Annotated in this window: 19 protein-coding genes; 15 read left to right on the top strand and 4 right to left on the bottom strand. The window is 65.1% G+C overall.

The window, feature by feature from the left end; genetic code table 11:
• Positions 1-27: 27 nt before the first annotated feature.
• The 5 genes from JNB89_RS19865 (at position 28) to JNB89_RS19845 (ending at position 3907) form a co-directional block, all read left to right on the top strand.
• Entirely contained in the window at positions 28-1365 is a 1338-nt protein-coding gene (locus JNB89_RS19865; RefSeq protein WP_220363403.1) for a C45 family autoproteolytic acyltransferase/hydolase, read from the top strand.
• A gap of 248 nt (positions 1366-1613) precedes the next feature.
• The gene (locus JNB89_RS19860) at positions 1614-1868 is read left to right on the top strand and encodes a hypothetical protein (protein WP_013339452.1); all 255 of its coding nucleotides are present in this window, start codon (positions 1614-1616) and stop codon (positions 1866-1868) included.
• A 155-nt stretch (positions 1869-2023) separates the two neighbouring features.
• Positions 2024-2254: a DUF2795 domain-containing protein gene (locus JNB89_RS19855; RefSeq protein WP_220363342.1), complete on the top strand. Its 231-nt coding sequence runs from the start codon at positions 2024-2026 to the stop codon at positions 2252-2254.
• Between the two features lie 50 nt (positions 2255-2304).
• The gene (locus JNB89_RS19850; protein WP_222859004.1) at positions 2305-3234 is read left to right on the top strand and encodes an AraC family transcriptional regulator; all 930 of its coding nucleotides are present in this window, start codon (positions 2305-2307) and stop codon (positions 3232-3234) included.
• Between the two features lie 283 nt (positions 3235-3517).
• On the top strand, positions 3518-3907 hold the full coding sequence (locus tag JNB89_RS19845; protein ID WP_135893723.1) for a cupin domain-containing protein: 390 nt from the start codon (positions 3518-3520) through the stop codon (positions 3905-3907).
• Between the two features lie 13 nt (positions 3908-3920).
• Here the strand turns inward: JNB89_RS19845 and JNB89_RS19840 are convergent, their stop codons facing one another.
• Entirely contained in the window at positions 3921-4922 is a 1002-nt protein-coding gene (locus tag JNB89_RS19840; RefSeq protein ID WP_220363341.1) for a LysR family transcriptional regulator, read from the bottom strand.
• Positions 4923-5195: 273 nt separating this feature from the next.
• On the opposite strand from JNB89_RS19840, the gene JNB89_RS19835 reads away from it, so the two are divergent.
• A complete protein-coding gene (locus tag JNB89_RS19835; RefSeq protein ID WP_013339457.1) occupies positions 5196-5408 on the top strand; it encodes a hypothetical protein in 213 nt (70 codons plus the stop codon).
• A gap of 157 nt (positions 5409-5565) precedes the next feature.
• Here JNB89_RS19835 and JNB89_RS19830 read toward each other — a convergent pair whose 3' ends face one another.
• Positions 5566-6183: a TetR/AcrR family transcriptional regulator gene (locus tag JNB89_RS19830; protein WP_013339458.1), complete on the bottom strand. Its 618-nt coding sequence runs from the start codon at positions 6181-6183 to the stop codon at positions 5566-5568.
• Between the two features lie 216 nt (positions 6184-6399).
• Between JNB89_RS19830 and JNB89_RS19825 the strand changes: the two genes are divergently transcribed.
• Genes JNB89_RS19825 through JNB89_RS19815 form a run of 3 tightly spaced genes read left to right on the top strand, consistent with a single transcriptional unit; the run spans position 6400 to position 12268 of the window.
• Positions 6400-7563: an efflux RND transporter periplasmic adaptor subunit gene (locus JNB89_RS19825; RefSeq protein ID WP_220363340.1), complete on the top strand. Its 1164-nt coding sequence runs from the start codon at positions 6400-6402 to the stop codon at positions 7561-7563.
• Positions 7560-10688 (top strand): efflux RND transporter permease subunit, encoded by a 3129-nt coding sequence (locus JNB89_RS19820; protein WP_220363339.1) that lies wholly within the window; start codon positions 7560-7562, stop codon positions 10686-10688. Before JNB89_RS19825 ends, JNB89_RS19820 begins: the two co-directional genes overlap by 4 nt.
• 2 nt (positions 10689-10690) lie before the next feature.
• A complete protein-coding gene (locus tag JNB89_RS19815; RefSeq protein WP_220363338.1) occupies positions 10691-12268 on the top strand; it encodes an efflux transporter outer membrane subunit in 1578 nt (525 codons plus the stop codon).
• A gap of 316 nt (positions 12269-12584) precedes the next feature.
• On the opposite strand, the gene JNB89_RS19810 is transcribed toward JNB89_RS19815, so the two are convergent.
• On the bottom strand, positions 12585-15086 hold the full coding sequence (locus tag JNB89_RS19810; protein ID WP_135893744.1) for a penicillin-binding protein 1A: 2502 nt from the start codon (positions 15084-15086) through the stop codon (positions 12585-12587).
• Positions 15087-15608: 522 nt separating this feature from the next.
• Between JNB89_RS19810 and JNB89_RS19805 the strand changes: the two genes are divergently transcribed.
• The 3 genes from JNB89_RS19805 (at position 15609) to JNB89_RS19795 (ending at position 18880) form a co-directional block, all read left to right on the top strand.
• The gene (locus tag JNB89_RS19805; protein WP_220363337.1) at positions 15609-16355 is read left to right on the top strand and encodes a plasmid mobilization protein; all 747 of its coding nucleotides are present in this window, start codon (positions 15609-15611) and stop codon (positions 16353-16355) included.
• A gap of 450 nt (positions 16356-16805) precedes the next feature.
• Complete coding sequence (locus JNB89_RS19800; RefSeq protein ID WP_013339464.1) at positions 16806-17486, top strand: PspA/IM30 family protein; 681 nt, start codon at positions 16806-16808, stop codon at positions 17484-17486.
• A 176-nt stretch (positions 17487-17662) separates the two neighbouring features.
• Positions 17663-18880, top strand: a complete 1218-nt coding sequence (locus tag JNB89_RS19795) for a tetratricopeptide repeat protein (protein WP_220363336.1) — start codon at positions 17663-17665, stop codon at positions 18878-18880.
• Positions 18881-18983: 103 nt separating this feature from the next.
• Here the strand turns inward: JNB89_RS19795 and JNB89_RS19790 are convergent, their stop codons facing one another.
• The gene (locus JNB89_RS19790) at positions 18984-19673 is read right to left on the bottom strand and encodes a TetR family transcriptional regulator (protein WP_220363335.1); all 690 of its coding nucleotides are present in this window, start codon (positions 19671-19673) and stop codon (positions 18984-18986) included.
• A 275-nt stretch (positions 19674-19948) separates the two neighbouring features.
• Here JNB89_RS19790 and JNB89_RS19785 point away from each other — a divergent pair, with 275 nt between their 5' ends.
• The 3 genes from JNB89_RS19785 to JNB89_RS19775 all read left to right on the top strand — a co-directional run bounded on the left by JNB89_RS19785 (position 19949) and on the right by JNB89_RS19775 (position 24275).
• On the top strand, positions 19949-21448 hold the full coding sequence (locus JNB89_RS19785) for a flavin-containing monooxygenase (RefSeq protein WP_220363334.1): 1500 nt from the start codon (positions 19949-19951) through the stop codon (positions 21446-21448).
• A 60-nt stretch (positions 21449-21508) separates the two neighbouring features.
• Positions 21509-22525, top strand: coding sequence for an alpha/beta fold hydrolase (locus tag JNB89_RS19780; protein ID WP_220363333.1), 1017 nt, complete (start codon positions 21509-21511; stop codon positions 22523-22525).
• A gap of 346 nt (positions 22526-22871) precedes the next feature.
• Positions 22872-24275: a methyl-accepting chemotaxis protein gene (locus JNB89_RS19775; protein WP_013339470.1), complete on the top strand. Its 1404-nt coding sequence runs from the start codon at positions 22872-22874 to the stop codon at positions 24273-24275.
• Positions 24276-24279: the final 4 nt, after the last annotated feature.

Raw genomic sequence — 24279 nt, 5'->3', positions numbered from 1 at the left:
CCTGCCCGCCATTCGACCGGAGCGAAGATGAGCGAACCGTCATCAGACGCCGTGCGCCGCGATGAGGCCGGCTGGATCTTTGTACATATCGAAGGCGAGCCGTATGACCGCGGCGAACAGCACGGCCAGTTGCTCGCGGCAGAAATCCGCAACGCGATGCGCACCGCCCGCTATCTCGCCAAGTGGGACACCGGCGAAGATTTCGACACCTTCGTCGCGGCCGCCGTTGCCCAGTTCGGCAGCAAGCTCGACACCGAATTCGCCGACGAAATCCAGGGCATTGCGGACGGCGCCAATCTGCCTTTCGCCGAAGTGCTGGCGTGGAACGGCTACATGGACCTGCTGCAAAGCTGGTGGCCCGCGCACGTGGCGCAGCAGAAGCCCGGCCTGGGGCTCAAACCGTGGCGCGGCCGGCGCGGCCACCATTGCAGCGCGTTCATTGCCACGGGGCGCGCGACACGCGACGGCCGCATCGTGATGGCGCACAACTCGTGGGACCGCTACGCCGCCGGCGACGCGTTCAACGTCGTGTTCGACATCGTTCCGGACCGGGGCAACCGCATTCTCATGCAGGGCGTGCCCGGCTGCATCTCCAGTCTTACCGATTTCTGGATCACCGCCGCCGGTTTGATGGTGACGGAGACCACCATCTCGAACTTCGTCGGCTACAACGCGGCGGGCGCACCGGAGTTCTACCGCTCGCGCCGGGCGTCGCAATACGCGAACAGCATCGGCGAATGGTGCGAAATGTTTGCGGTCGCCAACAACGGCGGCTATGCGAACAGCTGGCTGCTCGGCGACACGAGGACGGGCGAAATCGCGCGCTACGAACTGGGGCTGCACTATTCGGGCTTCGAAAGCACCAGGGACGGCTTTTACAGCGGCTACAACACCGCGACCGACCTGAAAATCCGCAATCAGGAATGCATCGGCGAAGGCGAGGACTATACCGACGTGCGCAAGAACGGCGCGCGGCGGCTGCGCTTCATGCAGCTCGAGGCGACGCACCGCGGCAAGATAGACGCGGAGCTTGCGAAGGCGATGATCGCCGATCACCACGACGTCTACCTCGACCGCAACGACAACCCATGTTCACGCACCATCTGCGGGCATCTGGAACTGGACGACGCGCGCTTCGGGGGCTCGGACCACGGGCCGTTCAATCCCTGGGGCGCGAACGACGGCAAGGTGACCGACAGCGAGATGGCCCGCGACATGGCGTTCAGCGCGCGCTGGGGTCATCCGTGCGGCCGGCCGTTCGACGCCCAGGCGTTCATGAAACGGCATCCGCAGTGGAACTGGCTGAACGGTTACATGCGGGACCGGCCTTCCTGGCCGTGGACGCGCTTCGAGGCGCTGCGATAGCCATTGCAACAGCGGCGTGCAGGCGCGAACAGCTGAACATTGCTGCCCATTTGCTGCCATTCCCGCGCCATCATTGGCGATCTACAATGAGTAGTCTCGACGGGCGCGTTGCAGAATTCGCGCGCCGCTCGTGAGCAAAGCGCGCGGCCTCGCAGCCTGGCCTTGCGCGGCTTGCGCTATCCTTTCGACGCGGGGACGGCACAGGCCTTGCTGAATGCATAGCGCCGCATGAGCTTAGGAGGTCGGGCATGAAAACCTCGACACTGTTGACCATGGTGACGCTGTCCGCTTCGTGCTTTGCCGCGCCGGTTCACACAGCGCAGGAAAGCACGCCGGCGAACGCCCTTGCCGCCCGCGCGAACGCCGCGCCTGTCGCCCCCGCGGCGCCTGACGTGGCGGTCACGGACGACAACCGTCCACAGCAATGGCAGCACATCGTCCTGCCGAAGTCGCGACATCTGCAACGCGGGTTCGCGGCACACAATGAGCGTTTGCAGACCTGAGAGCGACGTTTGGGCGCCGGCTTGTCCCGATCGGCCGCGATCGGGCGACGAGTGCGGCGCACGGCTCGTCTCGCGCTATCCGGTCCCGGGCGATGGGAGCCGAGGTTCGCGCGCGCCATCATTCATTTTCTAACCGTATCCGCAGGAGCGCTTGCATGACGACACCGTCCATTCCCGGGGAATCCATCGACCTGCAGATTTCCGACGTGCTCAGCGAAGTCCGCTTCCCGGCCAACAAGGACACGCTTGTCGACGCAGCTCGCGAGGGCGGCGCGAGCAACGAAGTGCTGGCGATGCTCGACGGCCTGCCTGAGCAGGATTATGCGGATGTCGATTCGGTCACGCGGCTGATCGGCGGGAATTTCGGGCCAGGCTTGAGCGCGTGAGCGGATCGGAGTGCTTTGGCCCGTCGGCGCGCCCGGCCGGGCCCGAGCCCATGAGCGCCCGCGAGCCGTTGACCGGCGCCGCGCAGAGCCCGCCCGGCACCGCTGCCCCGGCGTCTGCACGAGCCGCAGCCACAACGTCGGTGGAAAAGCGAGGCGGGGACTGGATCTACCGCTCGCCGGCATCGGCAGCCGCGGCGGGCGCGGACGGCATCGAGCGGATCGAGGCGTTTTTCCACGGCGCCGGCTATGCGATGCACCGCCACGATACCTATGCGATCGGCCGCACGCTTGCCGGCGTGCAAAGCTTTCGCTATCGCGGCAGCATGCGTCACAGCCTGCCCGGCGGCACCATGGTCCTGCACCCCGACGAGCCGCACGACGGCCAGGCCGGCACCGGCGAGGGCTTCCGGTATCGCATGATCTATGTGGACCCAGCGCTGTTCCAGCAAGCGCTCGGCGGCCAGCCGCTGCCGTTTGTCAAAGGCGGCCTGTCGAACGATCCACGCCTTTTCGCCGCCACGCACAACGTGCTCAGCAGCATGGATCGCGCGATGAATCCGCTGGAACAGGACGACGGCCTCTACGAACTGGCGATGGCGCTGCACGCGGCAGCCGGCGCGCGCGCGACTCGCCGCCCGGTAGATTTCGGCGCCGCGCGGCGGGCCCGCGAATATCTGCTGGCGTCGCTCGAGCGCAACGTGACGCTCGACGAACTGGCGGCCGCCGCCGGACGCGACCGCTGGAGCTTGTCGCACGACTTTCGCGCGCTGTTTGGCACGAGCCCGCACCGCTATCTGACGATGCGGCGGCTCGATCGCGTGCGTCAACTCGCGCTCGCCGGCATGCCGCTCGCGGATGCCTCCGCCGCCAGCGGCTTCGCCGACCAGAGCCATATGACACGGCACTTCAAGCGCGCGTGGGGCGTGGCGCCGGCGCAGTGGCTCGGGATGCTGGGGATTTCATCGCGGGACAGGGCATAGCGCGCAAGGCCGGCGGGAAACGCACCGCAAAACGCTCCGGAAAACGCACCGCAAAATGCTCCGGAAAAACGCATCGCAAAACAAAGCAGAAAACAAAGCACAAAACGCAATTCAAGGCGCAACGCAAAACGCGATACCAACCGCAGCCCCGAAGCCAATTCAGATCGCAGCGCCAAATCCCGCCTCTCAGAACACCGCGCGCCCACAAACGTTCAAGACCTCTGCGCACCGCACCCGCTACGCTTCTTCCGGAAACAGCCACCCTCTTTCGAAGGAGCACCGCATGTCCGACACTCTCACCAACCAGAAAGCCTATCGCGCGATCAATTTTGCAGAAAAACTCGCGCTGTTCGACGACCAATGGCAAGCGCGCGTGGTCGCGGAAATGAACGACTACCAGTTCAAGGTCGTGCGTATCGAGGGCGATTTCGTGTGGCACCAGCACGCGGACACCGACGAAACCTTCATCGTGCTGGACGGCCAGTTGCGCATCGACATGCGCGACGGTTTCGTGACGCTGTCAGCGGGCGAAATGTTCGTCGTGCCCAAGGGCACCGAACACAAGCCGTTCGCCGAACGCGAGGTCAAGCTGCTGCTGGTGGAGCCGCGCGGCGTGCGCAACACCGGCGAGGAAACCAGCGAACGCACGGCCGTCAACGATCTGTGGATCTGAGCGGTGGCGGCTTTCAGGCAGACAGCGACGCCGCCGCGGCCGCGCGCGGGCGCCCGGCCCGGCCCGCCGAGGTCCGAAGCGAATGCGCGGGCTTCAGCTGCCGCGCGGTGCGCGCCGGCGCGGTCGCGTCCGACTGGAAATGCTCGACCAGATGATCGACAAAGGTCCGCACCTTCGCCGGCAAGTGAAGGCGGCTCGGATAAGCAATGGTGATTTCGATCTCGGGCAGACGATAATCGCCGAGCAATTCGACAAGCCGGCCCTCCGCCAGGTCCCGCCCGATCAGATAGCTCGGCAGGATTGCGACGCCCATGCCGAGTAGCGCGAACTGCCGCAGCATCTCGCTATTGTTCGCGGCGATCGCGTTCGCGGGCCGCACGCGGACAGATCCCTGCGGTCCGCTGAACACGCGCTCCTCGCCGCCCTGCTCCGGCGGACGGCTCAGGCACGGGTGGCTGCGCAGATCTTCGGGCCGCGTCGGCGTGCCGTGGCGCTCCAGGTAAGCCGGCGTCGCGCATACGGTCAACTGACAGGTGGTCAAGCGCCGCGTGACGATGCTCGCGCTGCGTGCCGGCCGCCCGATCAGAATGCCGACGTCGAAGCCTTCGTCGACGAGGTCCGCCTGCCGGTCGGCGAGCGTCACGTCGGGCACCACGTCTGGATAGCGCGCCGCGTAAGACTGCACCGCCGGGGCCAGACTTTGCAGCCCGAACACCACCGGCGCGACGATGCGCAACGTGCCGACCGGCTCATGATGACGCGCCGCCAGCATCTGCTCAACGCCTTCCAGGTCGTCGAGTATGTGGCGCACCCGCTCCAGATAGGTGGCGCCCGATTCCGTGAGCGAAAGACGGCGCGTGGTTCGATTGAGCAGCCGCGTGCCGAGACGCGCCTCCAGATCCGCCACATGACGGGTCACCACAGCGGTGGAGAGATCCAGCGAAGTTGCCGCGCGAACGAAGCTGCCGAGGTCCGCCACCTTGACGAACACGCGCATGGACTGCAATTGATTCATGGGACGACTCCTGCCTCGAAATGCCGGGCCGGCGCAACGCTGCCGCCTGTATCGCCCCGCGCGACAAGGCTCGCGCGGATTTGCCCAACGAATCGATTGTATCGACGCGACCTGTCCCAATGCTGACCCGCACATGACAATCTCGTCAGCTTCCGGTGACGCGTGCACGCCACTGTTTCACGCATTATTGCGGAAACTGGCTAGGTAGAAACCCTTATGCACTGGTAAGATAACGCCTCGAAGAACCGCCCGCTACGCCGCTCGTTGATTGCCATGCCACATCGTTTCAAGCTTCTCGAAAAAATCGCCTTTTCTCTGGTCTGCTGGTCTGCCGCAGCCTGCTCAGCCTTCATTGCTTATGAGCGCTGCCCGGACATCAAGGTCGTCCTTCATGCGGGTAAGGAAGTGCTGCGCTACAGCGGCCAATATGCGTTCGTATGCGCGAGCCCCGTTGGCGATACCTGCACGCAAGTCACCGTGAACTGATCGCGGCACATGCGCCATTGCGCGTGAGGCATCGTTCACCTCACGCCGCTCACGCGCGCCGCCGTTCGTCCCCTCTCGTTCGTCCCCTCGCCTCGCGCCCCTCGCTCCTTGGGCGCTCGTCGTCTTGCCGCCCGCGCGGCTTAAGCGCCGGCGGCCCTCAAGCGCTGCGCCCGTACACGACGCGCGCAAAAAATCCCGCCAGCACTGCTTGCGCCATGTCTCCCGGCACATTCTGCGGATCGACCGTGTGGAAGAACTGCACGCCGTCGCACAAACCCATCAGGCCCATGGCCAGCATTTCCGCCGGCAACGGTAGCGGCGTGCCGACCCGCTCGGAGAACTCGCGCACGTAAGCAGAGAGCTGCGCGAGCTTTTCGTGCAGGAACGCGTTGAAACGCAGCCGGAAACGGCCGTCGCGTGCCGCGAGCAGTTTCGCCTCCACCCACAGCAGGAAGCATTTGTTCTCGCGATGCAGATTGCTGTAGTAGTGCATCACGCGTTGTTCCATCTGCTCGCGCGTGGCCTCGTCCTCGAAAATGGCGCGCAAGCCTGCCTGCATGACCTCGTGATCGCGCCGCAGCAGTTCGAGCAACAACTCGTTCTTGCTGCGGAAATTCGAATAGAACGCGCCGCGCGTATAGCCTGCCGCTGCCGCGATGTCTTCGACACTTGCCGCGACAAAGCCCTTCTTCATAAAAATTGCCTGCGCAGCATCGAGCAGACGCTGCCGTGTCTGGTCTTTGCTTTGCTCGCGTGTCAGTCTTTGCCGTTTCATGGCGGAAGTCTAGCACCGAAAAGAATTCCAATTCACATCGACATTCAAATACATGTGTGTATTAGAATGCGAAGAATCATCGGAAATCAGATGCGTATGCCAATTGCATGAGCGGGCCTGCGCAGTTCACGGGCTGCCGCTGCGGCTTGCCTGTTCCTTCGCCGTTTCCTGTCTGAGGTCATTGTGAAGCGTCCCGGTTTTCACGCATCTTCGCCGATGCGTCAGCAGTCTGGTCGGCTCCCGCGCCGCAGGCGGCCGCGCGATGCGGCTCTGGCGCTCGCTTTTGCCGCTGTCGTCGGACTGAATGCATGCTCGAAGAAGGAGGCGGCCGCGCCCGAGCCGCGACCGGTCGTCGCCGTCGCGGTTCATGCGGACGGCAACACAGCGCCCGTCACCTCCTTGCCCGGCGAAGTGCAGGCACGCTACTCGACGCCGCTGTCGTTTCGCGTCGGCGGCAAGATCATCGAGCGGCGCGTGCGCCTCGGCGACGTGGTGAAGAACGGCCAGATCGTCGCGCGGCTCGATCCGGCGGACGCACAGAAAAACGCGGCGAGCGCCCAGGCGCAGCTCGCCGCCGCCGAGCACAGCTACCGCTACGCGAAGCAACAGCTGGACCGCGATCAGGCGCAAGCCAAAGAAAATCTGATCGCGCCCGCGCAACTGGAGCAGACCACGAACGCCTTTGCGTCGGCCGCTGCGCAGCGCGACCAGGCGGCGCAGCAGGCGGCGTTGGCGAAAGACCAGTTGCAGTACACCTCGCTCGTGGCGGATCACGCAGGGGTGATCACGGCCGAGCAGGCCGACACGGGGCAAAACGTGTCGGCGGGCCAGGCCGTGTACAACCTCGCATGGAGCGGCGAAGTCGACGTGGTCTGCGATGTGCCCGAAAGCGCGCTCGCCGGACTCGCGCCCGGACAGACCGCGAAAGTCACGCTCGGCGCGCTGCCGGGCCGCACGTTCACGGCGCGCGTGCGCGAACTCTCGCCCGCGGCGGATCCGCAAAGCCGCACCTATCGCGCGAAACTCACGCTCGACAATCCCGGCCCCGACGTGCGCCTCGGCATGACCGCGGACATCGCGCTGTCGGCGCCCCCCGCATCGACCGCGAGCGGCGCCGAAGGCCAGCATGGCTTCTTCGTGTTGCCGGCCACCGCGCTCTTTCACGACGGCCCGCAACCAGCCGTATGGGTCGTGCGGGCGGCAGACAGCGCGCTTGAACTGCGCCGCGTCACGGTTGCGCGCTACAACGAGCGCACGATCGTGGTGAGCCAGGGTCTGAAGGACGGCGAGCACGTCGTGCTGCAAGGCGTGCACACGGTGAGCGCCGGAGAAAAAGTGCGCGCCGTCGCGCCGCTGCATCCCGAGGACTTCGCTTCATGAGCACGACCCATGAAGAGGGACGCTTCAACCTGTCCGCGTGGGCGCTGCGCCATCAGGCGCTGGTCGTGTTTCTGATCGCGCTCGCCACTGCCTTCGGCATCCTCGCGTACACGCGCCTCGCGCAGTCGGAAGACCCGCCGTTCACGTTCCGCGTGATGGTGATCCGCACCTTCTGGCCCGGCGCAACGGCGCGGCAGGTGCAGGAACAGGTCACGGACCGCATCGGCCGCAAGTTGCAGGAGACGCCTGCCATCGACTTCCTGCGCAGTTACTCGCGCCCTGGCGAGTCGCTGATGTTCTTCACGATGAAAGACTCCGCGCCGGTCAGCCAGGTGCAGGAAACCTGGTATCAGGTGCGCAAGAAAGTCGGCGACATTGCGGCGACCTTGCCGCAGGGCGTGCAAGGCCCTTTCTTCAACGACGAATTCGGCGACGTCTACACCAACATCTACACGCTCGAAGGCGACGGCTTCTCGCCCGCGCAACTGCACGATTATGCGGACCAGTTGCGCACCGTGCTGCTGCGCGTACCCGGCGTCGCCAAGGTCGACTACTTCGGCGACCCCAACCAGCACATCTACATTGAGATTGCCAATACGCAGCTCACGCGGCTTGGCATTTCGCCGCAGCAGCTCGGCCAGGCGATCAACGCGCAGAACGCGGTGTCGCAAGCCGGCACGCTGACCACCACCGACGACCGCGTATTCGTGCGTCCCACGGGCCAGTTCGGGAACGTCGATGCGCTTGCCGACATGCTGATCCGCATCAACGGCCGCTCGTTCCGTCTCGGCGATATCGCCACGATCAGGCGCGGCTACGACGACCCGGCCGTCACGCAAATGCGCGCGGGCGGCAAGCCGGTGCTCGGCATCGGCGTGACGATGCAGCCAGGCGGCGACGTGATCCGCCTCGGCAAGGCGCTCGACGCCCAGATGCTGCGCCTGCGCAAAGCCCTGCCCGCCGGCCTGCAGTTGACCGAGGTGTCGAGCATGCCGCACGCGGTCGCCCATTCCGTCGACGACTTCCTGGAAGCCGTGGCAGAAGCCGTCGCGATCGTGCTGGTGGTCAGCCTCGTGTCGCTCGGCGTGCGCACTGGCATGGTGGTGGTCATCTCGATTCCGGTCGTGCTCGCCGTCACGGCGCTGTGCATGTATCTGTTCGACATCGGGCTGCACAAGGTCTCGCTCGGCACGCTCGTGCTCGCGCTCGGCCTGCTTGTCGACGACGCGATCATCGCCGTGGAAATGATGGCGGTGAAACTCGAGCAGGGCTGGAACCGCGCGCGCGCCGCGGCCTTCGCCTATACCAGCACCGCGTTTCCGATGCTCACCGGCACGCTCGTCACCGTGTCGGGTTTCCTGCCGATTGCGCTCGCCAAGTCGAGCACCGGCGAATACACCCGCTCCATCTTCGAAGTGTCGGCCATTGCACTGATCGCATCGTGGCTTGCGGCGGTGGTGCTGATTCCGCTGCTCGGCTATCACCTGCTGCCCGAGCGCAAGCGCGAGGCACACGAGGCGCACGACCACGAGCACGACATCTACGACACGCGCTTCTACGCGCGTCTGCGTGGCTGGATCGGCTGGTGCATCGAGCGGCGCTTCATCGTGCTCGCGATTACCGTGGTGCTGTTCGTGCTGGCAATGGCGGGCTTCTCGCTGGTGCCACAGCAGTTTTTCCCAAGCTCGGACCGGCCGGAACTGCTGGTGGACGTGCGCCTGCCGGAGGGTGCGTCGTTCGAGGCCACGCTGCGCGAGGCCAAGCGGCTGGAAAAGGCACTGGTGGGCCGCCCTGAGATTGCGCACTCGGTGGACTTCGTCGGCAGCGGCGCGCCGCGCTTTTATCTGCCGCTCGATCAGCAGCTCACCCAGCCGAACTTCGCGCAGTTCGTGATTACCGCCAAGTCCGTGAAAGACCGCGAGAAGCTCGCGCAATGGCTCGAGCCGGAACTGCGCAATCATTTCCCCGCAATCCGCACGCGTCTGTCACGCCTCGAAAACGGACCGCCGGTCGGTTATCCGGTGCAGTTCCGCGTGAGCGGCGACGAGATCGCGACGGTGCGCTCGATCGCCGAACGCGTCGCCGCGACGCTGCGCGCCGACGCCGGCACGCGCAACGTGCAGTTCGACTGGGACGAACCGGCCGAACGCTCGGTTCGCTTCGAGATCGACCAGAAAAAGGCGCGCGAGCTCGGCGTGAGCTCCGACGACATTTCGAGCTTCCTCGCGATGACGCTCTCCGGCTATACCGTCACGCAGTACCGCGAGCGCGACAAGCTGATCAGCGTCGACCTGCGCGCGCCGAAGGCCGAGCGCGTGGACCCGGCAAAGCTTGTCACGCTCGCCATGCCTACGCCGAACGGCGCGGTGCCGCTGGGCACGCTCGGGCATCTGCGCAACGATCTCGAGTACGGCGTGATATGGGAGCGCGACCGCCAGCCGACGATCACCGTGCAGTCCGATGTCGCGCCGGGCGCGCAAGGCATCGACGTCACGCATGCGGTGGACCGCGCGCTTGCGCCGATTCGCGCCAGTTTGCCGGTCGGCTACCGGATCGAGATAGGCGGCTCCGTGGAGGAAAGCGGCAAGGGCCAGACTTCGATCAATGCGCAAATTCCGATCATGATTATCGCGGTGCTCACGCTGCTGATGGTCCAGTTGCAAAGCTTCGCTCGCGTGCTGATGGTCGTGCTGACCGCGCCGCTCGGACTGATCGGCGTGGTCTTCACGCTGCTGCTGTTCGGCCAGCCGTTCGGCTTCGTCGCCATGCTCGGCGTGATCGCGATGTTCGGCATCATCATGCGTAACTCGGTCATTCTGGTCGACCAGATTGAGCAGGATATTGCCTCCGGGCACAAGCGCTTCGACGCGATTGTCGGCGCCACTGTGCGGCGCTTCCGCCCAATTACGCTGACCGCCGCGGCCGCCGTGCTCGCGCTGATTCCGCTGTTGCGCTCGAACTTTTTCGGACCAATGGCCACCGCGCTGATGGGCGGCATTACGAGCGCGACCATTCTCACCTTGTTCTATTTGCCGGCGCTCTATGCGATGTCGTTCCGCGTACGTAACGACGAGCGCGAACCGCCCACGCCGTCGGCGTCCGGCGCGGCCCATACGGGGAATTGAGCATGAGCCAGTTTGCAGATGTGCGCTTCGTTCGCCGCGCTGCGGGTTTCCTGGTGCGTCTCCCGGCGACCCGCTTCGCGATGCCCGCCTCGCTCGTCGCATGCGCGTCGATGCTTGCCGCGTGTTCGTTCGGTCCGAGCGGCGAGCCGCCCGCGCTGCCGCAGCCCGTTCACTACGGCAGCGAAGCGCAGCCTGCGCAGACGGTCGCCGCCCAAGGCGTGGCGCAACAGTTCATGGTCGGCGCGAAGCCGGTGCCGCAATGGTGGAAGCTGTATCAGTCCGATGCGTTGAATGCGCTCGTCGACGAAGGGCTGCGCAATAGCCCGACGCTCGCCGCCACCGAACAAACGCTTGCAGCCGCGCGCGAACAGTTGCGGGCACAGATCGGCAGTTCGCTGCTGCCTACCATCGACGCCGGCGGCCAGGCCACGCGCAATCGCGCGCTGGCGATTCCCGAGATCGGCTCCAACACGTTCCTGTACAACATCTTCGTCGGCCAATTGCAGGCGCACTACACGATCGACCTGTTCGGCGCCGCCCGTCTCGCGGACGCTGCGCTGGCCGCGCGCGTGAACGTGCAGGCGTACCAACTCGACGCCGCGCGGCGCGCGCTCGCCGCCAACATCGTAAGCGCCGCGATCACGAGCGCCGCGTTGCACGCGCAGATCGACACGACCGAGCGGCTCGTGACGCTCGCCAACGAACAGGCTCGCGATACCCAACGGCGCTACGCGCTCGGCGCCGTTTCGCACGCCGATCAGTTGAGCGCGCAACAAAATGCGGCGAGCCTCTCGGCGAGTTTGCCCGGGCTCAGGCAGCAATGGCAGACCACGCGCCATGCGCTCGCCGTGCTGCTCGGCCGCACGCCGGACGCGGCACCCGGGGACCTCGAACTCGCGAGCCTGCGTCTTCCGCAGCAGGTGCCGGTGGTGGTGCCGAGCGAACTGTTGCGCGCGCGGCCCGACATCCAGGCCGCCGACGCCGCGCTGAAAGCCGCCGCCGCCGATGTCGGCGTGGCGACCGCACAGATGTATCCGAGCCTGTCGCTGAGCGCGTCGATGGGACAAGGCGGCTTTAGCTGGCCCGTGGCGCTGTCGGGCGCGGGCGCGATCTGGAGCATCGGCGCGTCGCTCTCGCAGCCGCTCTTTCATGGCGGCGCGCTGGTGGCACAGCGCCGCGCAGCGATGAACACCTACGAGGCCACGGTGTCGCAATACAAGCAGACGGTGCTCGCTGCGTTCCAGAACGTCGCCGATACGCTCGCCGCGCTGGAACACGACGCGCAGGCGCTCGACGCAGCGAACACGGCGGCGCGTTCGGCGCAGGGTATTTTCGACGAAACCGCGGCGCGCTATCGGCTCGGCGCTGTGCCGGTCGCGTCGACACGCGCGAGCGAGCAGCAGTTTCGAAATGCACAGCTCGATGAGATTCGCTACACCAGCGCGCGGCTCACGGATACGGCGGCGTTGTTTCAGGCGATGGGCGAGCCGCCCGTGGGGGATGAGGCGCAGGCGGGGTTGCAGGCCACCCCGCAGGCCACTTCGCAAGCGGCAGGCGACAAGCCTGGGAATGCGAATTGATCTGCAAGGTTGCCGCGGTCGCCGCAGCCTGATGCGTCGCAGTTATCCCCACTTCGTGTTGAAGAGGCTGTTGAAAACTTTCTGATAAGCGGGCTAAACCGTCGAGCGGTTTGGAATTGCGGCGCGCGGTGTGGAACGGAGCAAAACGCGCCGATGCCCCTGGCAATCGACGCGATGGCCCGTACAGATGGCCCGTACAACAACCGTGTGCAGGCGCGTGGCCTGACGTTCCGCTCGCCGCCAAACCAGGTCGCGCTCAAGATGGAAAGCGCTTACGCGTGCAGCCCTACCCTCCCCGCCACACGCGCTTCCCCCATCAAGGCTTATTCGATTCAAACAGATCCATGATCTGCTTTTTCTCATTCGACGACACGCTCGGCGGCGGCACCGTCGGCGGCGTCATGCCCGCAGGCCCCACGCCGCCCACTGCATCGCTGACGCCCGCTGTCGGATTCGCCGAGTCCAGCCCGATGCTCGCCACAAAGCCATTGCCCGGCGTCATGTCGGAATAAAACAGTTCGCCGTCGACGGTCGTCACGCCCTCAGGCTGCGCCGGCTCGCTTTGCGGCACGCCGCGCAACGCGCGCTGCATGTACTCGACCCAGATGGGCAGCGCCAGTTGCGCGCCGAATTCGCGGCTGCCAAGTGTCTTCGGCTGGTCGTAACCCATCCACGCCACGGCCACCAGCGACTGCTGATAACCGGCGAACCAACCGTCTTTCGCGTCGTTCGTGGTACCGGTCTTGCCCTGCAGGTCCGAGCGATGCAGCACGTTGGTGCCCGCACCCGTGCCGGCCGTCGCGACCGAGTGCAGCAGGCTGTTCATGATGTAAGCGTTGCGCGGCTCGAGCGTGCGCGGCGCGTCGCGGCCGGCGGTGAGCGGCTGCGCTTTCGAAAGCGGCTCACCGCGCGCGTCCGTCACTTCGCTGATCAGATACGGGTTGATGCGATAGCCGCCGTTCGCGAACACCGAATACGCGCCCGCCGACTGCAACGGCGTGACGAGCCCTGCGCCAAGCGCCATCGGCAGATACGGCGGCGTCTTGTCGGCGTCGAAGCCGAAGCGCTGCGTGACGAAGTCCTGTGCGTACTTCGTGCCGATGTACGACAGAATGCGAATCGACACGAGGTTCTTCGACTTCTGCAACGCGAGACGCATCGGCATCGGGCCGTCCGGCTGGTCGTCGTCCTTGGGCTCCCACGCTTCGCCGCCGGGCGTGCTCGACGGGAAGTACAGAGGCGCGTCGTTGATGATCGTGGCCGGTCCGAGCCCCTTGTCGAGCGCCGCCGAATAGATGAACGGCTTGAAGCTCGACCCCGGCTGACGCCATGCCTGCGTCACGTGGTTGAACTTGTTCTTGTTGAAGTCGAAGCCGCCGACCAGCGCGCGAATCGCACCGTCCTGCGGCGTGAGCGACACGAGCGCCCCTTCCACTTGCGGAAGCTGCGTGATCTGCCAGTTGCCTTTGTCGTCGCTCATCACGCGCACGATCGAGCCCGGCTTGATTTTCGTCGCGGCCGGGGCACGCGCGCTCAGCGCACTCGCGACAAACCGCAGCCCTTCGCCGCTGATAGTGAGTTGCGTGCCGTCGACCAGTTGCGCCTTCACCTGTTTCGGAGCCGCCTCCGTGACCACCGCGGCGACGATCTCGCCGTTATCCGGATGGTCGGTCAGCGCGTCGTCGATAGCCTGGTCGCGCTCGTCGCCCGCCGCCGGCAGTTGCACGAAACCTTCGGGCCCGCGATAGCCGTGGCGCCGCTCGTAATCCATCACGCCCTTGCGCACCGCGCGGTACGCGGCGTCCTGATCCGCCGAATCGATTGTGGTCGTCACGTTCAGGCCGCGCGTGTAGGTCTCGTCCTTGTACTGCGCGTACATCATCTGACGAACCATTTCGGCGATGTACTCGGCGTGCACGCTGTACTCGTTGCCCGGATTGCGCGTGTGAATCTCTTCCTTCACCGCCTGATCGTACTGCTCCTGACTGATGTAGCGAAGCTCGAGCATGCGCCTGAGAATGTATTCCTGACGGATCTTCGCGCGCTTCGGATTGACCACCGGGTTATACGCAGACGGCGCTTTCGGCAGGCCCGCGAGCATCGCGGCCTGAGCGAGCGTGATGTCTTTCAGATCCTTGCCGAAGTACACGCGCGCGGCCGCCGCAAAGCCATAAGCGCGCTCGCCCAGATAGATCTGGTTCATGTACAGCTCGAGAATCTGGTCTTTCGTCAGCGCGCGTTCAATCTTGTACGCGAGCAGCATTTCGTAGATCTTGCGCGTGTAGGTCTTTTCACTCGACAGAAAAAAGTTGCGCGCGACCTGCATCGTGATCGTGCTCGCGCCCTGCGAGGCGCCGCCGTGCGCAATGTCCGCAAAGCCGGCGCGCAGAATGCCGAGAAAGTCGACGCCGCCGTGCTCGTAGAAGCGATAGTCCTCGATGGCGAGCACCGCTTTTTTCATCTGGTCGGGAATGTCCTGGAAGCGCACGAGGCTGCGCCGTTCCTCGCCGAATTCGCCGATCAGCACGTGGTCGGCCGTGTAGACACGCAGCGGCACTTTCGGGCGATAGTCGGTAAGCGCCTCGAGCGAAGGCAGTTGCGGCCCCATGACGACGAGTGCATAGCCGACGATCAGCGCGCCCACCACGGCGACAATCGCAACGAGGCTCGCAAACCAGATTGCGATGCTTGCGCCGAGCGAGCGGCCGCCTTCGTCTGCGTCGCGCGAAGCGGCGTTGCGTCCCTGGGTGCGGCGGTAGGAGTCCCGGTCTTGACCGGCGGGAGAATGCGAAGAATGCGGTGGTTTGATGATTGGCATGACTGGAATAGTGGGCGCGAGACTCGACCGCGAGACTCGAGCGCGTTGCTCAACCGTGTTACTCAACGGCTTGAGTCACCGCCTTGTTCTCGCGCATGAGGCGCGCTTGAATACCGAGCGGGCGCTGTGCGGGACGCAAACCGCCGCGCGACCCTTTGCCCCCGGCGAGTCGCCACGGCGCATCCCGGCACAGTATCCGGCGCAACGTAACAGCGCATTTTAAAGAAATCAAGCGCCGCCCAACGCAGTTTTTTTGTAAGAGTTCCCTTCGCGCAAGTCCACCCGGCGAGCACGTGAGTAGTTTCGGCAAGCTTTCGATGCGCTTGCGCACACTGCCGGAGTTATCAACAGAAAAAGTTGACAGCCCTGTGGACAAGCCCACAGAAAACGCGACAAGCCATTGATGTCACGGCATTTTTGCGACGCGCCCGTTTCCCACCGACGCAACTCGTCATATGATGGACTGCGCGCACACCGATGCGCGCCGCGAAGCGCCATGCCCAACAAGTATGCGAGCCGATCATGACAAAGCCCAGCGAACGCATCGTCGTATTCGTCACGCCCGCGCAGAAACGCGCGATAGCCGCCGCAGCCGAGCAGCACGGTATCAGCGTCAGCGAGCTCATGCGGCGCGCCGTGCTGAGCTTCGACGCAACGAGCGAGCAGGTGAAAGCGGCGAGCATCGTCGACCGGCTCAATGCGCCGCGTGCGCCCGATGCGCTGGACGCGGCGCTGCGGCGCGTTGCGAACCATACCGCACGAGACGCCGCGCACGACACCGCGCACGACACCGCGCACGGCACAGCACATGGCAGCGCAAGTGAGCGCGCAGCGTTGCCCGCCGCGCTACGAGCGCGCGCGAGCGGTGAGGCACAGCCGCTCGCCGATGCCAGTGCCAATGCAAATATCGATGCGGACGCAGCGCCGTTCGCCGCGGCAAGCGGCACGGCGCGCGAGTCGCGGATGCCCGCGCCGGCGGGCCAAGCCCCGGCGGACAGCATGCCGAGCGCTTCGACACCTGCCCCGCTGCTGCCCGCAGACGTGCTCGCCGCGCTCACTACCGAAGTCGATGCGAACGCCGTCGCGACCGCCGAGGCCGTGGCGCGAATCGCCGCCGCCCGCGCGGCCGCGAGCGGCACGCCAGCGCCCGTCACCGCGAGCACGCAATCGCGCATGAAGAGCGTGTTCGGGCGCCCTCGTCTCGACACCACGCCTGAGGACGACGAGCCGCAAGGCGACCTCGGCACCGAGGGCGGCCGCTTCGCCTAGCAATAGACCAGGATCGATAGCCAAGCCCAATGGACGCGCGACGCCGATGAGGAAGACGCGGCCGCACCCCTCTTGCGGCGACTCGCACGCTCATGCCTGCCCCGCGCAATTCACGCCGGCGACACTCGCCGCTCTCATACTCAGCTCTCGCGCATCGTGCCCTTTAAGGCCATTTTAAGAGAGGCCGTGGTGTAATATCCGCGAGCTGCTGAAGGGACGTCCCGCATAATCATCGTTGCGAGCTACCCGCTTCGCCACGCGTGGCACGAACGAACAGGACAATCTGCGCTCGCGCTATTGCATTCGGCGCGCGCGCCCCGACCTGCGGTCCGAACGCTGCGCTGCCTACACTGCTTGCTCTGCCTTTTGCGCGGCGGCGTAAAGTAGCAATGGCAAGCAGTTGGATGCGCGGAAATTTTTCAGCGCCGACACAATTCTTTGGAGGTTTTCATGTCGCTTTTTGACAGCATTTCGCGCACGCTAAAAGGTCTCCTGAACGACGCGGCCGACTCCGTGCAAGACCCGTCGCGCGACTCGCGCCAGATCGTGCGCGAGCTCGACGAGAGCATCGGCAAGGCCGAAAATTCGTTGATCGAAATTCAGGCGCAAGTGGCCACGCAGCAAAGCAAGCGCGACGTTGCCGCCGACAAGGCGAAGAAATACGAAGACGGCGCGAGGCGTGCGCTGCAAGCCGGCGACGAAGCGCTCGCGCGCGAGGCGCTCGGCGCGCAGGCTACTGCCGAGGCCGAACGCGATGCGCTGACGAAGGAACTCGCCACGCTCGAGCCGTCGGTCGCGCAACTGAAGAGCCAGATCGAGGACATGCGTGCGCGCCGCAACGACCTGAACGCGCGTTCCAACATTCTGCAAGCCAAGCAGCAGATCGCCGAGGCGAAAGACGTGGCGGCAACTGCGCTCGGCGGCATTGGCGGGAAGAATCTGGCGGAAGATTTCCAGAAGCTGGAAGACAAGGTTGCGCTTTCGAATGCACGATCGGACGCACGCCTGAATTCCGCCGACGTCAAAAGCGGCAAGGCGCTCGACGACAAGCTCGCCGATCTGAACCGCGGCCCGTCGGTCGAAGATCGTCTGGAAGCGCTGAAAAAGCAACTCAATACACCGGCCCAGTAATTGCGTGAGGCTCGCATGACGGCGGACGGGTGCCGATGGACATGCCGCAGCGGCGTCCGGTGCATCGGCAGCAGCGCCGCCGGCCGCCGGATCGCCGGCCGCCGGATCGCCGGCCGCCGGAGCGCCGGCCGCCGCAATCGACTGAAGGAGACGGGCGCCCCGCGCCCGGTCCGCAAATGAAAAAACTTATTGCAAGCGCATTCGCCTCGCTGATGCTCGTTTCGGCGGCGGCGTTTGCCGTGCCCACGGTTCAGCAGATCGAATCCGCGATGTCGCAAGGCAACTGGCAGCAGGCTGACGCGGGCCTGTCCGAAGTGCTGCAGGCGCATCCGAACAATGCACGCGCGCACTACCTGTACAGTCAGGTGCTCGACCGCGAAGGCCGCTATGGCGACGCGCTCGCCCAGCTTCAACAGGCCAAAACGCTCGATCCGCAAATCCGTTTTACCGACCCCACGCGCTTTGCCCAGACCGAGGCGCGCATTCGCCGCGACGCGGAACGCGCAGGCAATGCCGCAGCCCGGTCGACGAGCCGCGCCGACAACCCGTTTGCGCAGCAGAACGCACCCGCCGTACAGCAACAGTCCGCAATCGTCCCGCGTGCGGCTGAGCGCCACGGTCCCGGCATCGGCATGTGGGTCGGCATTCTGATTCTCGTCGGCGTGATCGCCCTGGTCTTGCGCTGGACCTTGCGCCGTGCCCGCAAACAGGACGACACTCGCGCCGACGACGAGCGTCGCGTGCAATTGAAGCGCGCAACCGAGCTGCTCAACACCGTGCGTTCGCTGAAACTCGACGTGAAGCTCTCGAACGCGCCCGGCCACGAAGCGCTGGAAAAGGAAGTGGAAGCCACCGAAGACCAGTTGCGCACACTTGTCGAAGCATTATCGAACAGCAAGAACCCGGTTCCGCCCTATCAGCTCGATGAGCTGGAGCAACGCATCGGCAGCCTGCGCGCGCGTGCCGAAGGCCGGCCGGATCCGAACGCGGCGAACGCGGCGGGCGCGGCAGGCAATGAGCAATCGCCCTATGCACGCGAAGCCGAACGCTTCGGCAACCCGCAGCAGGCACCCTATCCTCCGCAAGCGCCCTATCCGCAGCAAGGGCCGTATCAGCAGCAGCCACCTGTCGTCGTGCAGCAAGGCGGCGGTTTCGGCGGCGGCATGGGCGGCCTGCTGACCGGCGTGCTGCTCGGCGAAGCGCTGAACTCCGGGCGTGAGCGTGTCGTGGAGCGCGACGTGATCGTCGACGACGAAGCGCGCCGCCGCGGCAGCGGCGACACTGGCGGCGACAGCCTCGACTTCGGGCAGGGCTCGAACGACTGGAGCGACAACAGCGGCGGCATCGACATGGGCAGCAACGACGATTCCGGCGGCTGGAGCGACGACACCTGATTGTTCACAGCGCGTCAAGCGCGGCGTTCTGCGCTTTTGCATCGGCATGAAACAGGCTCCCTCGCGGAGCCTGTTTTGCTTTTCAACCGCGCGCCGCGCCGGTTCACGCAAGCCGCGACACCGGCTCGCGCTCCTCCTGATGCTCCGCAAGCAGCACCGAACCCGCAAACAGCCTCACGATAAAGCGCTCGGCATACGCGACGAGCGCCTCACGGCGTGCGGCGTCGGCATCGAGATACTCGGCGGAAAGGTGGAACAGTTGCAGCACCACCTGCGTGCAGACTTCATCGACAACGTCGCGCGCGAGTGTCGGCATGAGCTGCAATTGCACGACGTCGTCCGCCATTTCCGCGGACACTGCGTGAAGCGTCGCGCGCACGGCTTCGCGCAACGCCGGCGACGTGCCGTGATATTCCGCCAACGCGCTCAGAAACGCCTCGCGGTTGTCCACCGCAAACAGAAAGAATGCGACACACGCACGCCTCGCCACGCTGTGCGGTTCGTCGTGCGCGGCGAGCCAGCGCTCGCGGCGCAGCATGGGCCGCAAGCGGCGGCTGACCGAGTCGACGGCTTCGCGTGCGAGATCGTCGAGCGTGTCGAAATGACGATAGAAGGTGTTCGGATTGAGCCCCGCCTCGCGCGCAAGCTCACGCAGCCCGAGGCTCGCGAAGCTGCGCCCACCTGCGGTCAGACGCAGCGCGGCGTCGATCAGCTTGCGCTTGCCTGCGGGCAACGGCTGCGCGGCGAGCGCGTCGGTCTGCGTTTGCCGCGCCGTGTCGAAAACGGATTTCATGGCCTTCATCGTGGGCTTTGAATTGCTGCTCGGGGCGCGCGTTTGATAGAGGTACTCTAAACGATCTTGACGCGATGTGTACAGTTGTCTACCCTGCGCGGTACGTTCGAGCGGCTACCGACGACGACTACGCCGCCTGCGGCGCGTGCGGCGCGTGCGGCGCGTGCGGCCAGCATACAAAGACAGCGCGCGGATACAGTCCACCGCGAGCCCACCGACAGCCCACGAGACAGCCCACCAAGGCCGCGCACGAACATTCCCTGCTGGAGACCGACGTGACATCCGCTTCATCCGCCGCATTCACACCAGCCATCGCGCCGCGCATTGCGATCGTGGGAAGCGGGTTTTCCGGCATCGGCATGGCAGTGCGGCTGCAAAAAATGGGCATCACGTCGTTCACGATCTACGAAGCCGCCGCGGATATCGGCGGCACCTGGCGCGACAACACTTATCCGGGCGCCGGCTGCGACGTGCCCTCGCATCTGTATTCGTTTTCGTTCGAACCGAACCCGGCGTGGTCGCGCGTGTTCAGCGGCCAGGCCGAGATTTTCGCCTACCTGAAGCATTGCGCGAGCAAATACGGCGTGGAGCGGTACGTGCGCTGCAATGCGCGCGTGGTGGCCGCGCGCTTTGATGAAGCGCGCTATGTGTGGGCCATAGAACTCGATGCGCACGGCATGCGCGAGACGATCGAGGCCGACGTGCTGATTGCCGCGAGCGGCGGCCTGTCGCGCCCGGCGATGCCGCGAATCGCCGGCATAGAACGCTTTGAAGGCAAGCTCTTCCATTCCGCGCGCTGGGACCATGCATATCCGCTCGAAGGCAAGCACGTCGCGGTGATCGGCACCGGCGCAAGCGCGATCCAGTTCGTGCCGCAAATCCAGCCGCGCGTCGCGCAACTCGATCTGTTCCAGCGCACGGCGCCGTGGATCATGCCGAAGCCCGACAAGCGCATCGGCCGGCGCGCGCAGTGGCTGTTCGAGCATCTGCCCTTCACGCAGCGCCTCGTGCGCAGCGCAATCTACTGGAAGCTGGAATCGCAGGCCCTTGCATTCGTGAGGAATCCAAATCTCATGAACCGGCCGATGAAGCTGTGTCTGCGCTACCTCGAGCGGCGCATCAAAGATTGGGAACTGCGCGCGAAACTCACACCGAATTACCGCCTTGGCTGCAAGCGCGTGCTGCTGTCGAGCAACTACTATCGCGCGCTTGTCGAACCCAACGTGAACGTAATCACCACGGGCATCCGTGAAATCGTCGCGGACGGCATTATTACGGAGGACGGTGTGCATCGTCGTGTGGATGCGATCATTTGCGGCACGGGCTTTCAGGTCAACGACGTGGGCCCGCCTTTTGACGTGACGGGTATCGGCGGCGCGGACCTCGGCACGCTGTGGCTGCGTGACGGAGCGCAAGCGTATCTCGGCACGAGCATCGCGGAATTCCCCAATTACTTCATGATCGTCGGCCCCAACACGTCCCTCGGCCACAACTCGATGATCTACATGATCGAGTCGCAAGTGCAGTACATCGCCGATTGCCTGCGCGTGCTGCGTCAACGCAACGCGCGTGCGATGAACCTGCGGCCCGACGTGCAACGCGACTACAACACGCGCCTGCAAGAGGACATGCGGCGCTCGGTGTGGGTCAGCGGCTGCCACAGCTGGTATCAGACCCAAAGCGGCAAAGTGACCACCCAGTGGCCCGGCTTCACGTTCAGCTTTCGCAAGCGCACGCGCCGCGCGCGGCCACGCGACTATCGCTTCCTGCCTTGATGCATGCGACGGCCAGGGTGCGATTGCAGGTCCGGTTCAAACAAAAGGGAGACGGAAAACATGGCTAGCATCGAACCGCAGTCGTCGAATTCACCGGCATCCAGCGGCGCCGCTCCACTGCCGCCCCGCCCGCTTGCCGCCCGCCTCGGCATTACGAGCGTGCCGCGCGACGAATTGCGGCGCCGCTATACGCAAAGCGGCTCGAAGTTCATCGGCATCATGGGCGCGGACGTGCATTACGTGGACGAAGGCAGCGGCGACATCATCGTGATGATTCATGGTTTTGCCTCTTCGCTGCACACGTGGAACCGTGTCGCGGATGAACTCAAGCGCGCTTACCGCGTGATCCGCCTCGATCTGCCGCCGTTCGGCGTAACGGGCCCGCTGCGCTCCGCTACAGGCGCAATCGAAACGATGAACCTGCCGACCTACCGGCGTTTCATCGACACCTTCTTGCAGGCACTCGGCATTACGCGCGCGACGTTCATCGGCAATTCGCTTGGCGGGCTGATTTCGTGGGACTACGCGGTCCGGCATCGCGAGGCCGTCGAGCGCCTCGTGCTGATCGATTCCGCAGGCTTTCCGATGCGGCTGCCCATCTACATCGGCCTTTTCAACAGCGCGCTGGTACGCGCAACTTCGCCGCGCTGGCTGCCCGAAGCGATTATCAGAAGCGCGGTGCGCAACGTGTACGGCGATCCGCGCAAGCTCGACCCGCACACGCTGCGACGCTATGTCGAGTTCTTTCACGGCGAAGGCACGCGCACTGCGATCGGCAAAATGGTGCCCACGCTCGACTTCGCCGAACTGGACACCAACGTTCTGACCACACTGGCAGTTCCGACGCTCGTGTTGTGGGGCGCGAAAGACCGCTGGATTCCGACCGCGCATGCGGCTGAATTCGCCCGGCGCATTCCGGATGCAAAGTCGGTGATGTATCCGGGCCTCGGGCATATCCCAATGGAAGAAGCGCCGGAGCGCGTGCTCGCCGACTTGCGCGCTTTTCTCGGCCTGCCGCGCGAAAGCACAACTACGCTGCACTCCTCGGACGAACACACACGTCGCACGCGGGCTTGAGCGCGGGCGGCAGCGCTCACGCCTAGGCGCCGCCGCCGAGAAAACGCAGCAGGCTCCACAGAAACTGGCAGAGCATGACGAGCAGTTGCCAAAGATGATAGAGCTGTTGCCAGCCCGAAACACGCGCGAAGGAATCGATCATTGTTACCGTGGGTAAGGAACGGCTGCAGCCCGCTTGCCGGAGAGCTCGAGCGCGGAGCGCCGCCGCAGCGCACATGATACCGACTGAGGGATACCCCGCATCAAGTCGGCCGAAACCCAGCCGTAAACGCATCGAGAAGACGCTGTGTTCGCGCTCGGTCAGCGCGCAAAACCCAGCGTCGCCAGCGTCATCTAGGAGACGTTCATGTCGCGTTTCAGCTTTCGGCGGTCGGCCCGTTCACAAGGGGTCGTCGGCGATATCGCCGCGCAAGCCGGCAAACTGGGTATCGAAATCTGCGATGTCTCGGGCCACGTCGACGAGGTCGCCGCTCGCGTGCAGCATCAGGCGCAGGTGTGCCGGGCGCTGCGCGAGTCCGCCGCGCAGACGCTCGCAGGCAATCATCGCATCGCAACGGCCGCGCGCGGTATGCGCGATGTATCGGCGCAGGCGGCGACCGGGGTGCAGGAGTCGCAACAGACGCTGGAAGCATCGCTCGCCGACATTCACGGTCTGGTGGAAGGCGTAACGGTGATCGAAAGCCAGATCGGCGCTTTGCGCAGCGCGCTAGCGCATGTGAGCCGCGTCTCCGAGGAAATCTCGCTGATCGCGCGGCAAACGCATCTGCTCGCGCTCAATGCCGCGATTGAAGCCGCGCGCGCCGGTGAATCGGGCCGCAGTTTCGCTGTTGTGGCGGCCGAGGTGAAGAACCTCTCGGCGAAGACCGCGCAGGCGACCGGTCAGATCGAAACCACGCTCGCGGAGCTCACGCAGCAGACCGAGCAACTGATCAACGAAGGCTCGGTGAATACCGAGCGAGCCCATCGCGTGCGCGAAGGCACGCGCAGGATCGGCGACGTCGTTCATTCGACGGGCGACGCGATCGCGCACCTGAACAACGAGGCCGAACAGATCGCCGCGCTCACCGGCGAGATCGAAACGCAGTGCGGCGGACTGGAGGCGCAGGTGCTGGAAATGGCAAGCGGCGTCGAAGATTCCAGCGAAAACTTCGTGCAGGCGAAAGACCGGCTCGGCAATCTGCTCGGCGTGTCCGAGACGCTGATCGAACTGACGGCGGCCGCAGGCGTGGAAACCACTGACACCCGCTTTATCGAAGCGGTGCAGAATGCGGCCGCGGCCGTCAGCAAGGTGTTCGAGGCGGCCGTCGCGCGTGGCGAAATTTCGCTCGACGATCTGTTCGATCAACACTACGTGCCGGTGCCGGGCAGCAATCCCCAGCAGTTCATGACGCGCTTCACGGCATTTACCGATCGGGTATTGCCGGCGATTCAGGAGCCCTTGCTCGAACTCGACCCGCGAGTCGCATTTTGTGCGGCGATCGACGTGCGCGGTTATCTGCCGACGCACAATTTAAAGTTCTCTTTGCCGCAGCGCGACGACGTGGTGTGGAATATGGCCAATTGCCGGAACCGGCGCATTTTTAACGACCGCACGGGCCTCGCGGCCGGCTCGCATACCAAGAAGTTTCTGCTGCAAACCTATCGGCGCGATATGGGCGGCGGCGAGTTCGTGCTGATGAAAGACGCGTCCGCCCCGGTGTACGTGCAGGGGCGGCATTGGGGCGGCGTGAGAATCGGATATCGGGTTTAGCCGT

This window comes from Paraburkholderia phenoliruptrix, assembly GCF_019511605.1.
In the GTDB taxonomy this organism is placed as follows: Bacteria; Pseudomonadota; Gammaproteobacteria; order Burkholderiales; family Burkholderiaceae; genus Paraburkholderia; species Paraburkholderia phenoliruptrix_A.
This window is presented reverse-complemented; position numbering and strand designations above follow the sequence as displayed.